We start from the raw sequence: 13,846 nt of genomic DNA on the forward strand, positions 1-13,846 counted from the left end.
CATGTCCATGCCGCAATTCAAGCATTGGCCTATCGCCTGCCTCATCGGCGCGCTGCTGAACAGCTGCAGTTCCGGCGCGCAACAGTCCAAACCCGCCTCACCCGCGGACGGCCCGCTGGGCCGGATCGAGCACATCATCGTCATCTACGCCGAGAACCGCAGCTTCGACAACCTGTACGGACTTTTCCCCGGCGCCAACGGCATCGCCAACGCCAGTGACGAAGCCAAGCGTCAGGTCGACCATGACGGCTCCGTCCTGCCCCATCTGCCGCCGGTGTGGCGAAATGGCAGCGCCCAACCCGATCCGGCTTTTCCTGCCCGGATATCGAACGGCCCGTTCCGGCTGGATGCGCCGCCCATAGGCATGGCGCTGTCGCAGCAGACCCGGGACCTGATCCACGCCTTTTACCAGAACCAGGAACAGATCAACGGCGGCAAGATGAACCGCTTCGCCGCCGTCTCCGACGCCGGGGGACTCGCCATGGGCTACTACGACGGATCGAAACTCCCCATGTGGGAGATCGCCAAAGAATTCACCCTGGCCGACAATTTCTTCATGGGCGCCTTCGGCGGCTCCTTCCTCAACCATTTCTGGCTGGTCTGCGCCTGCACCCCCGTGTTCCCGGACGCGCCGGCGGAGCGGGTCGCCAAGCTCGACGCTTCCGGCCGGCTGCTCCGCGCACCCGACTCCCCGCCCAGCGCGCTGCAAGGACCGGCCAGGTACACTGCCTCCCGCATCACGCCGGACGGCTACGCGGTGCTCAACGAACAGCCGCCCTACCAGCCCAGCGGCATCCCGCCCGCTGCCGGCGGCGACCGCCGCCTGGCCGATCCGTCCCAACACCCCTTGCCGCCACAGTCTTTCAAGACCATCGGCGACACCCTGAGCGCCAAGGGCGTGACCTGGGCCTGGTATGCCGGCGCCTGGAACGCCGCCGTCGAAGAAGGCATGCAGGGGACGCAGCCACGCCAGGTGATCTACGGCAAGGCACAGGGCTCGCCCAACTTCCAGGCCCATCACCAGCCGTTCAACTATTTCGCCCGCTATGCGCCGGGCACGCCGGAGCGGGCCGAGCATTTGAAGGATGGCGCGGATTTCCTGGCCGCGATCGAAGCCGGCCGCCTGCCCCAGGTCAGTTTCTACAAGCCGCAGGGCAAGCTGAACGAACATCCGGGCTATGCCGACGTCCTCTCCGGGGACGCCCATATCGCCGAACTGGTCCGGAAGATACAGGCAAGCCCGCTGTGGTCTTCAACCGCGGTGATCGTGACCTACGACGAAAACGGCGGATTCTGGGACCACGTCGCCCCGCCCAAGGGCGACCGCTGGGGCCCCGGCGTCCGCATCCCGGCCATCATCGTATCCCCGTTCGCCAAGCGCGGGCAGGTCGACCACACGATGTACGACACGACCTCGATCATCAAATTCATCACCCGCCGCTTCGGCCTCGAACCGCTGCCGGGCGTGCGCCCGAACGCCGGGGATTTGAGCAACGCCTTCGATTTCGGCTCATGAGGCCGCGCGTGGCGTGGCGATCCGCTCTTGATCCCCAATCCCGTTCCGCCGCGCCGAGCATCGCAGCTTGCCAGGCAGATCAGCCCGAAGGAGTGCCGCGTGGAGGCGGCGCATCGACAGAGGGGAATGGATGTCCCTTCTGTCGACCCTGCCTGGCAAGCGAGAAGCGCAAGGGCTTTTTCGCGGATGCCGGGCGGCCTTTTCTTTGAGCACTTTCTTTGGGCCGCACGAAAGTAAAGTGCTTCGGCCGTGGGTCCGAAAACCCACACTCCAATAGCTTCGCGCAGCGTTTCCTGCCCGATTCTTTTGCCGAAGGCCGTAACGCCTTCCCGCCCGTGACGTCCCCCCACGCCTTTGGTTACAATACCGGCATTGTCCGTGCCGCCCAGCCCATGCCGATGGGCGTCCCCCGAGCCCTCCCGGACATCTCCTCAATCGCACAGATTCGAGTTTTCATGACGAAATACATCTTCATCACCGGCGGAGTCGTTTCGTCGCTGGGCAAAGGCATTGCCGCATCCTCCCTCGCCGCCATCCTCGAGGCGCGCGGGCTGAAAGTGACGCTGACGAAACTCGATCCCTACATCAACGTCGATCCGGGCACCATGAGCCCGTTCCAGCACGGCGAGGTGTTCGTGACCGAGGACGGCGCCGAGACCGATCTCGACCTGGGCCATTATGAACGCTTCGTTCGTACCACCATGAGCAAGACGAACAGCTTCACCACCGGCCAGATCTACGAGAACGTGATCCGCAAGGAACGCCGGGGCGAATACCTGGGCGCTACCGTGCAGGTCATCCCGCACATCACCGACGAGATCAAGCGCGGCATCCGCCTCAGCGCGGAAGGGTATGACGTGGCCCTGATCGAGATCGGCGGCACGGTCGGCGACATCGAATCCCTGCCCTTCCTGGAGGCGATCCGCCAGATGCGGGTCGATCTGGGCGACGAACGCTCGCTGTTCATCCACCTGACCCTGGTGCCCTACATCTCCAGCGCCGGCGAGCTGAAGACCAAACCGACCCAGCATTCGGTCAAGGAACTGCGCACCATCGGTATCCAGCCGGACATCCTGATCTGCCGCTCGGACCGGCCGATCCCGAAGAGCGAATGCCGCAAGATCGCGCTGTTCACCAATGTGCAGGAAGACGCGGTTATCGCCTCGGTGGACGCCGACACCATCTACCGCATCCCCAGCCTGCTGCACGAGCAGCAGCTCGACGAGATCGTGGTGCGCAAGCTCCGTCTCGACGCCGGTCCCGCCGACCTGAGCGAATGGCATCACGTGGTCGACGCGCTCAAGCACCCGGAACGCTCGGTCACCATCGCCATGGTGGGCAAGTACGTCAACCATTCCGATGCCTACAAGTCCTTGAGCGAAGCCCTGATCCATGCCGGCATCCATACCCGCACCCGGGTCGACATCCGCTTCATCGAGTCCGAGGAAATCGAAGACCACGGCACGGAGGCCCTGGAAGGCGTCGATGCCATCCTGGTCCCCGGCGGCTTCGGCGAGCGCGGCATCGAAGGCAAGATCGCCACGGTGAAATACGCCCGTGAGAACCGCATCCCCTACCTCGGCATCTGCCTGGGCATGCAGGTGGCCGTGATCGAATTCGCCCGCAACGTGGCCAAGCTGGAAGGCGCGCACAGCACCGAGTTCCTGCCCTCCTCGCCGCACCCGGTCATCGCCCTCATTACCGAATGGAAGACCGAGGCCGGCAGCACCGAATACCGCAGCGGCAATTCGGACCTGGGCGGCACCATGCGGCTGGGCGGACAGAAATGCCGGCTGATACCCGACACCCTGGCCCATGAAACCTACGGCAAAGATGTCATCACCGAGCGGCACCGCCACCGCTACGAATTCAACAACCACTACCTCAAGACCCTGGAAGCGGCAGGCCTGCGGGTCTCCGGCAAGTCGCTGGACGGGCGCCTGGTGGAGATGGTGGAGATTCCCGGCCATCCCTGGTTCCTGGCCTGCCAGTTCCACCCCGAATTCACCTCCACCCCGCGCGGCGGCCACCCGCTGTTCAGCGGCTTCGTCCGCGCGGCCTGCGCCCATAGCGAGGACACGGCATCATCATGAGCAACATCGAAGGATCGGCGCGGCCGTTCGAACTCTGTGGTTTCCCCGTCGGCCTGGAACACCCTCTGTTCCTGATCGCCGGCACCTGCGTCATCGAAAGCGAGCAGATGGCGCTGGACACCGCAGGAACGCTCAAGGAAATCACCGGAACGCTGGACATCCCGTTCATCTACAAGTCCTCCTTCGACAAGGCCAACCGCTCCTCTCATGCGAGCTACCGCGGCCCGGGCATGGAAGAGGGCTTGCGCATCCTGGCCGAGGTGAAGCGGCAGATCGGCGTGCCGGTGCTGACCGACGTCCACGAGGACACGCCGCTGCAGGAAGTCGCCTCGGTGGTGGACGTGCTGCAGACCCCGGCCTTCCTGTGCCGCCAGACCAACTTCATCCAGAACGTCGCCGGCGCCGGCAAGCCGGTCAACATCAAGAAGGGACAGTTCCTGGCGCCATGGGACATGAAGCATGTCTCCGCCAAGGCGCTCGCCACCGGCAACCGCCACATCATGGTGTGCGAACGCGGGGTATCCTTCGGCTACAACAACCTGGTGTCGGACATGCGCTCGCTGGCCATCATGCGCGACACCGGGTGCCCGGTGGTCTACGACGCCACCCATTCGGTGCAATTGCCGGGCGGCCAGGGCACCGCTTCCGGCGGCCAGCGCGAATTCGTGCCGGCGCTGGCGCGCGCGGCGGTGGCGGTGGGTATCTCGGGCCTGTTCATGGAAACCCATCCCGACCCCAACCGCGCGCTGAGCGACGGCCCCAATTCCTGGCCGCTGGACCGCATGAAAGCCTTGCTGGAGCTGCTGGCTGGCCTCGACCGCACCGTCAAGGCAAGCCCCCTGCTGTAATCCAGGCCGCCTAACATCGGCGTCCGGGACGCGTAGCCTCGCGTCGTCGGCCCGAACAATCCAACGCATACCCATTGGTGATCCCATGAGCAAGATCGTCGACATCCTGGCCCGGGAGATTCTGGATTCCCGCGGCAACCCGACCGTCCAGGCGGAAGTGATCCTGGATTCCGGCGCCGAAGGCAGCGCCATGGTGCCTTCCGGCGCCTCGACCGGCGCCCGCGAGGCCATCGAGCTGCGCGACGGCGACACCTCCCGCTACCTCGGCAAAGGCGTGCTCAAAGCCGTCGCAAACGTGCGCGGTCCGATCAAAGCCGCACTGACCGGCATGGACGCAGAGGACCAGGCGGCGATCGACCGGCGCATGATCGAACTCGACGGCAGCGACAACAAGGGCGTGCTCGGCGCCAACGCCATTTTGGCGGTGTCGCTGGCTACTGCCCGTGCCGCTAGCGCTAATGCGAAAAAGCCGCTATACGCCTACCTCAACCTCAGCGGCGAGTTCCTGTTGCCGGTGCCGATGATGAACATCATCAACGGCGGCGCCCATGCCGACAACAGCATCGACATGCAGGAATTCATGATCCTGCCGGTGGGCGCGCCGAGCTTCCGCGAGGCCCTGCGCTATGGCGCAGAGGTGTTCCACACCCTGAAGAAAGTGCTGTCGGAGCGGGGACTCGCCACCGGCGTGGGCGACGAAGGCGGCTTCGCGCCGAACCTGCCGTCCAACGAGGCCGCCATCGGGATCATCCTCGAAGCCATCGAAAAGGCCGGCTACCGGCCTGGCGAGGACATCTGCCTCGGCCTCGACGTCGCCAGCTCGGAGTTCTACGCCGACGGCATCTACACCCTGGCTTCGGAAGGCCAGCGCTTCACCTCCGACGAGTTCTCGGACTACCTGGCCGCCTGGGTCGACAAGTATCCCATCGTCAGCATCGAGGACGGCATGGCGGAAAACGACTGGCACGGCTGGGGCATCCATACCGACAAGCTGGGCCGCCGCATCCAGCTGGTGGGCGACGACCTGTTCGTGACCAACCCGGCCATCCTCAGCCAAGGCATCGAGGCCGGGATCGCCAACTCGATCCTAATCAAGGTCAACCAGATCGGCACTTTGACCGAAACCCTGGAAGCCATCCGCATCGCCGCGGAAGCCGGCTACACCGCGGTCGTGTCCCACCGCTCCGGGGAAACCGAGGACGCCACCATCGCCGACCTCGCCGTCGCCACCTGCGCCGGCCAGATCAAGACCGGCTCGCTCAGCCGCTCCGACCGCATCGCCAAGTACAACCGGCTGCTCAAGATCGAGGAACAGCTGGGCGAGACGGCGCGCTATGGCGGCCGCAGCGTAGTCAGGAACCTGGCCTGAGCCGCGGCCGGCGGCCCGGAGCGGGGGTGAACAAACTGATCGCATTCCTGCTGGTGCTGATCGCCCTGCTCCAGTACCGGCTGTGGTTCGGGGACGGCAACCTGGTGGAAATGCATCGGTTGCAGGAGCGCATCGTGGAACTCACCGAGGAAGGCGAAAAGCGGCGGCAGCGAAACGCGGCGCTGGAAGCCGAAGTGCTGGACCTCAAGGAGGGCACCGATGCCATCGAGGAGTATGCGCGGCGGGACCTCGGGATGATCAAGGAGGGCGAAACCTTGGTACAGATCATCGACGCGGCGCATCCCACGCCCAGTCCTGCGCCTACACCGCCGCCTTCCCGTAAGCCGCGCAAGCCGGCGACACCGGCCCCATCCGCCATCGAAGTCCCGGCACATGAGCACTGACCCGAAGAGCGGCGAAGCCGAAACGCGGTTCTGGATCGTGATCCCCGCCGCCGGCGTGGGCAAACGGATGGGAGCCGACGTTCCCAAGCAATACCTGGAGGTGGCCGGCAAGCCGGTGCTGCAACACACCGTCGAACGCCTGCTCGCAGTGCACCGCGTGTCCGCCGTCATGGTTGCGCTGGGCGCGGACGACGAGTTCTGGCCGGAGCTGCCCTGCTCGCGCGAGCCGCGGGTGCTGACGGCGACCGGCGGCAAGGAGCGCGCCGACTCGGTGCTGAACGCCCTTTGCGCCCTGTCCGCCCACGCCGCGGACGACGACTGGGTGCTGGTGCACGACGCCGCCCGGGCCTGCATCACCCCCGCGGACGTGGAACGCCTGATGGAAATCCTGGAAGACCACCCCGTGGGCGGCATCCTGGCGCTGCCGGTCACCGACACCCTCAAGGAGGTCGAAAACGGCACGATCAAGGGCTCCCCGGACCGCAGCCGCATCTGGCGCGCCCTCACCCCCCAGATGTTCCGCTACCGGGCTCTTAAGGAGGCGCTGGAGTCGGCGGCGAAAGGCGGGCTCGCGGTGACGGATGAGGCCAGCGCCCTCGAACTGGCCGGGCAATCCCCCAGGGTGGTCGAAGGACGGTCCGACAACATCAAAATCACCCGGCCGGAGGACCTCCCCCTGGCCGCCTTCTATCTGGAGCGACAATGTTTCGAATAGGCCAAGGTTACGACGCCCACCGTTTCAAGGAGGGCGACCACGTCGTGCTGTGCGGCGTGACGATCCCGTTCGACCGGGGATTCGCCGCCCATTCCGACGGCGACGTGGCGCTGCACGCGCTGTGCGACGCGCTGCTGGGGGCGGCCGCTCTCGGCGACATCGGCCGCCACTTTCCCGACACCGACAGCCGCTACAAGGGCATCGACAGCCGCCTGCTGCTGCGCGAGGTCCGACAGAAGGTGGCCGAGGAGGGCTATGGCATCGGCAACGTCGACCTGACCGTCGTCGCCCAGGCGCCACGGCTGGCCGCGCACATCCAGGCGATGCGCGAAAACATCGCCCAGGACCTGGAAATCCCCGCCGGCTGCGTCAACGTCAAGGCGACGACCACCGAAGGCATGGGTTTCGAAGGACGCGGCGAAGGCATTTCGGCGCACGCGGTCGCCTTGCTCGTCGGCCGATGAGCGAAACCATTTCCCGCTTCGGACTCGACGAGCTGCCGCGGGCACACGGGGAAGTGACATGCCGCGGCCGCATCCGGGTCTCTCCGGAAGACTTCCGGGTCGACGAAATCCTCGGCTTCGAGCCCAGCGGCCAGGGCGAACATGCCTTCGTGCTCATCCGCAAGACCGGGGAGAACACCGACCACGTGGCGCAACGGATCGCCAGGCTGGCCGGTGTCAAGCCGATGGACGTGGGCTATGCCGGCCTCAAGGACCGCCACGCCGTCACCACCCAGTGGTTCAGCATAGGACTGCCCGGCAAACCCGATCCCGACTGGAGCGCGCTGGCAAGCGAAAGCATCGCCGTAGTGCGCCATGCGCGGCACGACCGCAAGCTCAAACGCGGCGCCCTGGAAGGCAACCGCTTCCGCATCGTCGTGCGGGAGTTGGAAGGCGCGCTCGATAGCCTGGAAGCCCGCTGCGCCGCGATCCGCGCGGCCGGCGTGCCGAACTATTTCGGCCCGCAGCGTTTCGGCCACGGGGGCCGCAATCTGCAGGAGGCGCTGCGGCTGTTCGCCGATCCGCGCCGGCGCATCGACCGCAACAAGCGCTCGCTGTATCTGTCGGCGGCGCGCGCCTATTTGTTCAACCGCATCCTCGCCCATCGGGTCGGGAACGGCAGCTGGAACCGGGCGCTGGAGGGCGACGCCTTCATGTTCACCGGCTCCAACAGCTTCTTCAAGGCGGACCGATTGGACGAAGCCATCGAGCGGCGCATCGAAGCGCTCGCGATCCATCCCAGCGGCACGCTGTGGGGCACCGGCGACCCGGCGATTTCCGGCGCGGCGCTCGAAATGGAGCGGGAAGCCCTGGCACAATGCGCGGCATTCCGCGAAGGTCTGGAACGCTGCGGGCTCGAACTCGCCCGGCGGGCCCTGCGGCTGCCAGTAGCGGATCTCGAATTTTCGCCGATCGGCGCCGATGCCTGCGAGCTGGCGTTTTCGCTGCCCGCCGGGGCCTATGCCACCACGGTGCTGCGGGAGCTCGTCGAGTTCGACGCCCACAGTTCGCCCGACGCCTGATCGCCTTGAACGACCCCGGAGGAAGCCACATCATGTCCGTGACCATCTACCACAATCCGCGCTGCAGCAAGTCGCGGGAAACCCTGAAACTATTGCAAGACCGCGGTATCGAGCCCACCGTGATCGAATACCTGAAGACCCCGCCCGACGCGGCGACGTTGCGCGAACTGCTGGGCCTTCTCGGCATCACGCCGCGCCAGTTGCTGCGCAAGGGCGAGGCCCCGTACAAGGAGCTGGGGCTGGCGAATCCGGAACTCGGCGACGATGCGCTGATCGCGGCCATGGCCAGCCACCCGGTGCTGATCGAGCGCCCGATCGTCGTGGCCCACGGCAAGGCGGCGCTGGGCCGCCCGCCGGAGAACGTGCTGGCCATCCTCGGCTGACATCCTTTGCCCAACCCCCGATATCCATGACCGACTCGAAGCGCAGCAGAGCTGAAATCCTGATCCTCTATTACAGCCGCCACGGCTCCACCGCCGATATGGCGCGCATGATCGCCCGCGGGGTCGAAGAAGTCCCGGACGCGGTCGCCAAGCTGCGCACCGTGCCGGAAATCTCCGCCGTAAGTGAGGCGACGGCGCCCGCCGTTCCCGCCGAGGGGCCGCCTTACGCCAGCCTGGACGATCTCAAGCACTGCGACGGCCTGGCCCTGGGCAGCCCGACCCATTTCGGCAACATGGCCGCGCCGCTCAAGCATTTCCTCGACGGCACCAGCGCCCTGTGGTTTTCCGGCGCGCTCTCCGGCAAGCCGGCCGGGGTGTTCACCTCCACCGCTTCCATGCACGGTGGCCAGGAGGCGACCCTGCTCACCATGCTGCCGCCGCTCCTGCATCATGGCATGATCCTGGTCGGCATCCCCAGCAGTGAAGCCGCCCTGCACAAGACCCGCAGCGGCGGCACGCCCTACGGCCCCAGCCGCCACACCGGCGATGCCTCGCCGCTGAGCGACGAGGAACGGGCCCTCTGTCGCGCTTTCGGCGCTCGTTTGGCGCGGGTCGCCAAGGCGCTGAAAAACGCGGCCGAATAAGCCCCCAAGGACATTCGCGGCCTCCCCCATGGCCCAGCAGATTCCGCTGCATTTCGCCGTCGATCCGCTGCAGACCTTCGAGGCTTACTGCGCGGGGCCGAACGCCGAAGCGGCGGCAGCCGCGCGGCGCTGCGCCCGGGGCGAAGGCGAACCGCTGCTCTATCTCTGGGGCGAGACCGGCCTGGGCAAGACCCACCTCATCAACGCCGCCTGCCGGGAGGCGTTCCGCAGCGGGCGCAGCGCCGCCTGTCTGCCGCTGGCGCTGGTCGGCGAGTACGGCCCGGCCGTGCTGGACGGCATGGAAAACCAGAACCTGGTCTGCCTGGACGACATCGAACGGATCGCCGGCCGAGACGACTGGGAGCGGCAGCTTTTCGGGCTTTTCAATGCCCTGCGCGACGCCGGGAACACCCTGGTGGTGACCGCTTCGATGCCCCCCGCGGAACTGCCGGTAGCCCTGCCCGATCTCAAGACCCGCTTGGCCTGGGGCCTCACTCTCCGGCTCCATCCGCTGGCCGACGAACACAAGCTGGCGGCCCTCGAGCGCCGCGCCGGCGAACTGGGGCTCGAATTGAGCCCCCAGGTCGGGCGGTTCCTGCTCTCGCACTGCCGCCGCGACATGGCCTCGCTGCAGGCGCTGCTGGAAGAACTGGACCGCGCCACCCTGGCCGCCAAGCGCCGGCTCACCATCCCTTTCGTCAAGAGTTACCTGGAAGACATCGCATGAACCTACTCGTGATCGGCACCGGCGCCATCGGCAGCTTCTACGGCGCCCTGCTCGCCAAGACCGGACACAGCGTGGCGGTGGTCGCCCGCTCCGACTACGAGGCCGTGAAGGCCAGAGGCATCCATATTCGCAGCGAAACGCTGGGCGACACCACTTTCCGGCCGGCGGCGGTCGTCCGTTCCGCCGCCGAACTCGATGGCAGGCCGGATGGCGTGCTGCTCTGCGTCAAGGTGGTGGAAGGCGCCGACCGGGTCGGGCTGCTGCGCGATGCCGTCGGTCCCGGCACCAGCATCGTGCTGATTTCCAACGGCATCGACATCGAGCCGGAAATCGCCGCCGCCTTCCCCGACAACGAACTCGTCAGCGGCTTGGCCTTCATCGGCGTCACCCGCACCGCGCCCGGCGAAATCTGGCACCAAGCCTACGGCCGGCTGATGCTGGGCAACTACCCCGGCGGCGCATCGGAACGCGTCAAGGCGCTGGCCGCGTCGTTCGAACTGGCCGGCATCAATGGCGTCGCCACCGAGAACATCACGACCGCGCGCTGGCAGAAATGCGTCTGGAATGCCGCCTTCAACCCGCTGTCGGTGCTCTCCGGCGGCCTCGATACCCGCGACATCCTGTCGACCCAGGAAGGTTTCGTCCGGGCGATCATGCAGGAGATCCGCGCGGTCGCCGCGGCCAACGGCCATCCCCTGCCTGAGGACATCGTCGACAAGAACATCGCCAGCACCTACAAGATGCCGCCGTACAAGACCAGCATGCTGGTCGACTTCGAAGCCGGCCAGCCGATGGAGACGGAAGCCATCCTCGGCAACGCGGTGCGCGCCGGTCAGCGGGCCGGCGTGGCGATCCCGCACCTGGAATCGGTCTATGCCCTGATGAAGCTCCGGGAACTGCGAACCGTGAAAAGCCGTTAGGGAATCCGCCACGACTTCCACGAGACATCGGGACGCCGCCGAAGTTTTCATCGACACCGGGTGGCTCCATGACCACGTCATCTCCCCTCACGACCTGTCTCACCGTGAAATCTCCGCCGACGGGGGCAAGTATCTCGCGGCACGCTTCGGCGGCCCGGGCTCGGTCCGCGACCTCCCGGAAACCGCGCTGGCCCAAGCCCGGGCCAATGTCGCCTCCCAAGGAATGGCATGACTTCTCGCCGGAAGCGATGGCCACGATCTGCGCTCACGTCACCGGCAACGATCCGCCCGAAACCGTCGCCACCCAGGCGCGGCTGGCCATGGCCGCCGGGCTGTCCGCACCCGAACCGGTCGAGCGGTATCGCTGGCGCCACGTCCCGGCGTTCGGGAAGACGCCCGGCCGATAAGCTCAGCTCAGCTTTTCGTACAGGCTGAGCGCGATCTCGACGACGATCAGGATGACGATGTACCACTCGACCCGGAGCGCCTGGCGGTGGTTCACCAAATCGAGGTAAGTCTCGGCGGTGCGCGAAATGAGTTCGAGCTTGCGCGACAGCGCCCTGTCCCGGTCGCGCAGTTCGTATTCGGTCGCCAGGCGCTCGTAAAGCTGGTCGAGCTGGGGATCGTCCCAGACGATCTCCGGCTTTTCCGCGACCTCGACCCGCCCCACCATGCGCCCCATGATGGACAAGGCCTTGCCGATTTCATTGAGGATTTCGCGCTTGCCGCGGGGGGGGCCGGCGGCGCGGGTCAGGCGCTGGGCAATCTGCTCGATGCGGTCGAACTCCTCCGCCACGTTGCGCTCGTAGTAGGAGAGCACGCAGCTCTTGGCCAGGACGTGGGCGACGACCTGCAGGCGGGCGACCGAAGCCTCGCGCAAAACCAGACGGCCTTCGCTGTCCAGCCGCTCCGGCAGTGCCGGGTGGATCAGGAGGTCGACCTCCTCCAGCTCGGGTTCCGGCAAGGGGTTGTGGACGGTCGCGCGCAGGCCCTGCAGGATTTCCGCTTCCTGCTCGGCGCTGAGCCCGACCAGCACCACGACGCCGAAACGAAAAGTGATCCGGTAGCCTTCGCGGCCGACCACCACGGTCAGCGGTCCCAGTGCGACCGCCCCGCCCCGTTCGATCTCCCGGTAGTCGATGCGGCTGCCGAGGAACCAGGCGCGGGCGCGGATCACCCGTTCGGCGCCGGCGGCCATGGCGAAAGAATCAGCGCCCCAGCGGCCGGATGCCCACGGACTCCCGGATCCGCTGCATGAAGGGGACGGCATGGGCCCGCGCCTTGGCCGCGCCGGCCCGGAGTTCCTGTTCGATCCGTTCCGGTTCCTGGAGCAGCGCCTCGTAGCGCTCGCGGGCCGTTGCGAGGTGGTCGTTCAAGTATTCGTACAGCTTGGTCTTCATGTCACCCCAGCCGATGCCCTCGGCGTACCAGCGCCGGGCTTCCTCGACCTCGTGCTTGTTGGCGAAGGCCTGGTAGATCGAGAACAGCGTGCACTGGGCTGGATCCTTGGGTTCGCCCGGAAGCTGGGAGTTGGTCTTGATTTTCATGATGAGCTTGCGCAACTGCCTTTCCGGCGCGAACAGCGGAATGGTGTTGTCGTAGCTCTTGCTCATCTTGCGGCCATCCAGACCCTGGAGCACCGCGGTCTCCTCGCCGACCACGGCCTCCGGCAGCACGAAATGCTCGCCGAAGATATGGTTGAAGCGCTGGCCGATGTCACGGGCCATCTCGATGTGCTGTACCTGGTCGCGTCCGACCGGCACCTTGTGGGCGTTGAACATGAGGATGTCCGCGGCCATCAGGACGGGATAGTTGAACAGCCCCATGGTGACGCCCTTGTCGAGGTCGGCCTCGTCCGCCTCCTGGTTGGCCTGCACCGCGGCCTTGTAGGCATGGGCACGGTTCATCAGGCCCTTGGCGGTCACGCAGGCCAGCATCCAGGTCAGTTCGACGATCTCGGGAACATCCGACTGCCGGTAGAACACGGCGTTCTGGGTATCGAGCCCCAGGGCCAGCCAGCTCGCGGCGATTTCCAGGGTCGATTGCCTCACCCGTTCGGGATCGTGGCATTTGATCAAGGCGTGATAATCGGCCAGGAAATAATAGGGCTGCACGCTTCGATCCCGGCTCGCCTCGATGGCGGGCCGGATGGCGCCGACGTAATTGCCGAGATGGGGAGTCCCGGTGGTGGTGATGCCGGTCAGGACGACTGATTTGGTGCTCATGCGGACGAAGTGGTGGAAAAAACGGCAAGAAACGGCGCGCCGGCCGGCGCGGGCGGCACTATGACACAAAACGCCGGGCACCGCCACACGCGGCCGGGGCTCAAAACCACCATCCCGCGCGCCATTCGTTTAGAATACGCCCCGAGACAACCATGAGGGGCGAGTCTATGCCGGATTTCATCGAGAGACGCCGCTCTCGACGCATACCAGTGAGCTATCCGATCAAATACAAGATCGCGGGAGAGGACGGAGAACGCGCCGGCGTATGCGTCAATATCAGCGGCTCCGGCATCCTGTTCCGGACCGATGAAATCATCAAGCCGGGCCGCGCCCTGGAAATCCACATCGAGCCGGACGACCGGCTCGCCCCCCCCCTGACGGCCAACATCGAGGTGGTACGCTGCACCCCTGCGCCGGAACCCGGCTTCCACCATGTGGCCGGCGCCATCAAGGGGATCAAGAGCGAATAGATTCCGC

The 13,846-nt window shown here is 66.3% G+C and carries 16 protein-coding genes; 14 read left to right on the forward strand and 2 right to left on the reverse strand.

What is annotated here, in order from left to right; all coding sequences use genetic code 11:
- Position 1: 1 nt before the first annotated feature.
- From acpA to GNH96_RS15685, 13 genes are all read left to right on the forward strand, one after another.
- The gene (gene acpA / locus GNH96_RS15625) at positions 2–1,516 is read left to right on the forward strand and encodes an acid phosphatase (protein WP_169604480.1); all 1,515 of its coding nucleotides are present in this window, start codon (positions 2–4) and stop codon (positions 1,514–1,516) included.
- Positions 1,517–1,971: 455 nt separating this feature from the next.
- Positions 1,972–3,609, forward strand: a complete 1,638-nt coding sequence (locus GNH96_RS15630) for a CTP synthase (RefSeq protein WP_169604481.1) — start codon at positions 1,972–1,974, stop codon at positions 3,607–3,609.
- The gene (gene kdsA / locus GNH96_RS15635) at positions 3,606–4,457 is read left to right on the forward strand and encodes a 3-deoxy-8-phosphooctulonate synthase (RefSeq protein ID WP_169604482.1); all 852 of its coding nucleotides are present in this window, start codon (positions 3,606–3,608) and stop codon (positions 4,455–4,457) included. The genes GNH96_RS15630 and kdsA overlap by 4 nt, the downstream gene beginning before the upstream one ends.
- Before the next feature lie 85 nt (positions 4,458–4,542).
- Positions 4,543–5,826 (forward strand): phosphopyruvate hydratase, encoded by a 1,284-nt coding sequence (gene eno / locus GNH96_RS15640; protein WP_169604483.1) that lies wholly within the window; start codon positions 4,543–4,545, stop codon positions 5,824–5,826.
- A 26-nt stretch (positions 5,827–5,852) separates the two neighbouring features.
- Positions 5,853–6,230 (forward strand): cell division protein FtsB, encoded by a 378-nt coding sequence (gene ftsB / locus GNH96_RS15645; RefSeq protein WP_169604484.1) that lies wholly within the window; start codon positions 5,853–5,855, stop codon positions 6,228–6,230.
- Positions 6,220–6,945, forward strand: coding sequence for a 2-C-methyl-D-erythritol 4-phosphate cytidylyltransferase (ispD, locus tag GNH96_RS15650; RefSeq protein ID WP_169604485.1), 726 nt, complete (start codon positions 6,220–6,222; stop codon positions 6,943–6,945). Before ftsB ends, ispD begins: the two co-directional genes overlap by 11 nt.
- Entirely contained in the window at positions 6,933–7,409 is a 477-nt protein-coding gene (ispF, locus tag GNH96_RS15655) for a 2-C-methyl-D-erythritol 2,4-cyclodiphosphate synthase (protein ID WP_169604486.1), read from the forward strand. The genes ispD and ispF overlap by 13 nt, the downstream gene beginning before the upstream one ends.
- Entirely contained in the window at positions 7,406–8,470 is a 1,065-nt protein-coding gene (gene truD, locus GNH96_RS15660; protein ID WP_169604487.1) for a tRNA pseudouridine(13) synthase TruD, read from the forward strand. Before ispF ends, truD begins: the two co-directional genes overlap by 4 nt.
- A gap of 32 nt (positions 8,471–8,502) precedes the next feature.
- Positions 8,503–8,853 carry an arsenate reductase (glutaredoxin) gene (arsC, locus tag GNH96_RS15665; protein WP_169604488.1) on the forward strand — a complete coding sequence of 117 codons (351 nt, stop codon included), beginning with the start codon at positions 8,503–8,505 and terminating at the stop codon, positions 8,851–8,853.
- A gap of 26 nt (positions 8,854–8,879) precedes the next feature.
- A complete protein-coding gene (wrbA, locus tag GNH96_RS15670; protein ID WP_169604489.1) occupies positions 8,880–9,497 on the forward strand; it encodes an NAD(P)H:quinone oxidoreductase in 618 nt (205 codons plus the stop codon).
- Positions 9,498–9,525: 28 nt separating this feature from the next.
- Positions 9,526–10,224 (forward strand): DnaA regulatory inactivator Hda, encoded by a 699-nt coding sequence (gene hda, locus GNH96_RS15675; protein WP_169604490.1) that lies wholly within the window; start codon positions 9,526–9,528, stop codon positions 10,222–10,224.
- Positions 10,221–11,144 carry a ketopantoate reductase family protein gene (locus GNH96_RS15680; protein WP_169604491.1) on the forward strand — a complete coding sequence of 308 codons (924 nt, stop codon included), beginning with the start codon at positions 10,221–10,223 and terminating at the stop codon, positions 11,142–11,144. Before hda ends, GNH96_RS15680 begins: the two co-directional genes overlap by 4 nt.
- 206 nt (positions 11,145–11,350) lie before the next feature.
- Positions 11,351–11,551, forward strand: a complete 201-nt coding sequence (locus GNH96_RS15685; RefSeq protein WP_169604492.1) for a hypothetical protein — start codon at positions 11,351–11,353, stop codon at positions 11,549–11,551.
- A gap of 2 nt (positions 11,552–11,553) precedes the next feature.
- Here GNH96_RS15685 and GNH96_RS15690 read toward each other — a convergent pair whose 3' ends face one another.
- Together GNH96_RS15690 and GNH96_RS15695 are read right to left on the reverse strand one after the other, a co-directional pair.
- Positions 11,554–12,342 (reverse strand): RMD1 family protein, encoded by a 789-nt coding sequence (locus tag GNH96_RS15690; RefSeq protein WP_169604493.1) that lies wholly within the window; start codon positions 12,340–12,342, stop codon positions 11,554–11,556.
- 10 nt (positions 12,343–12,352) lie between these two features.
- Complete coding sequence (locus GNH96_RS15695; protein ID WP_169604494.1) at positions 12,353–13,369, reverse strand: tryptophan--tRNA ligase; 1,017 nt, start codon at positions 13,367–13,369, stop codon at positions 12,353–12,355.
- 209 nt (positions 13,370–13,578) lie between these two features.
- On the opposite strand from GNH96_RS15695, the gene GNH96_RS15700 reads away from it, so the two are divergent.
- Positions 13,579–13,839, forward strand: coding sequence for a PilZ domain-containing protein (locus tag GNH96_RS15700; RefSeq protein ID WP_169604495.1), 261 nt, complete (start codon positions 13,579–13,581; stop codon positions 13,837–13,839).
- Positions 13,840–13,846: the final 7 nt, after the last annotated feature.

It is taken from the genome of Methylococcus geothermalis (assembly GCF_012769535.1).
GTDB lineage: Bacteria > Pseudomonadota > Gammaproteobacteria > Methylococcales > Methylococcaceae > Methylococcus > Methylococcus geothermalis.

Bases quoted from the DNA above. Each gene is read 5' to 3' on its own strand.
- acpA (WP_169604480.1), top strand. From the start codon at position 2: ATGTCCATGCCGCAATTCAAGCATTGGCCTATCGCCTGCCTCATCGGC.
- GNH96_RS15680 (WP_169604491.1), top strand. From the start codon at position 10,221: ATGAACCTACTCGTGATCGGCACCGGCGCCATCGGCAGCTTCTACGGC.
- GNH96_RS15695 (WP_169604494.1), bottom strand. From the start codon at position 13,369: ATGAGCACCAAATCAGTCGTCCTGACCGGCATCACCACCACCGGGACT.
- wrbA (WP_169604489.1), top strand. From the start codon at position 8,880: ATGACCGACTCGAAGCGCAGCAGAGCTGAAATCCTGATCCTCTATTAC.
- GNH96_RS15690 (WP_169604493.1), bottom strand. From the start codon at position 12,342: ATGGCCGCCGGCGCCGAACGGGTGATCCGCGCCCGCGCCTGGTTCCTC.
- GNH96_RS15685 (WP_169604492.1), top strand. From the start codon at position 11,351: ATGTCGCCTCCCAAGGAATGGCATGACTTCTCGCCGGAAGCGATGGCC.
- kdsA (WP_169604482.1), top strand. From the start codon at position 3,606: ATGAGCAACATCGAAGGATCGGCGCGGCCGTTCGAACTCTGTGGTTTC.
- ispF (WP_169604486.1), top strand. From the start codon at position 6,933: ATGTTTCGAATAGGCCAAGGTTACGACGCCCACCGTTTCAAGGAGGGC.
- ispD (WP_169604485.1), top strand. From the start codon at position 6,220: ATGAGCACTGACCCGAAGAGCGGCGAAGCCGAAACGCGGTTCTGGATC.
- eno (WP_169604483.1), top strand. From the start codon at position 4,543: ATGAGCAAGATCGTCGACATCCTGGCCCGGGAGATTCTGGATTCCCGC.
- GNH96_RS15630 (WP_169604481.1), top strand. From the start codon at position 1,972: ATGACGAAATACATCTTCATCACCGGCGGAGTCGTTTCGTCGCTGGGC.
- arsC (WP_169604488.1), top strand. From the start codon at position 8,503: ATGTCCGTGACCATCTACCACAATCCGCGCTGCAGCAAGTCGCGGGAA.
- truD (WP_169604487.1), top strand. From the start codon at position 7,406: ATGAGCGAAACCATTTCCCGCTTCGGACTCGACGAGCTGCCGCGGGCA.
- hda (WP_169604490.1), top strand. From the start codon at position 9,526: ATGGCCCAGCAGATTCCGCTGCATTTCGCCGTCGATCCGCTGCAGACC.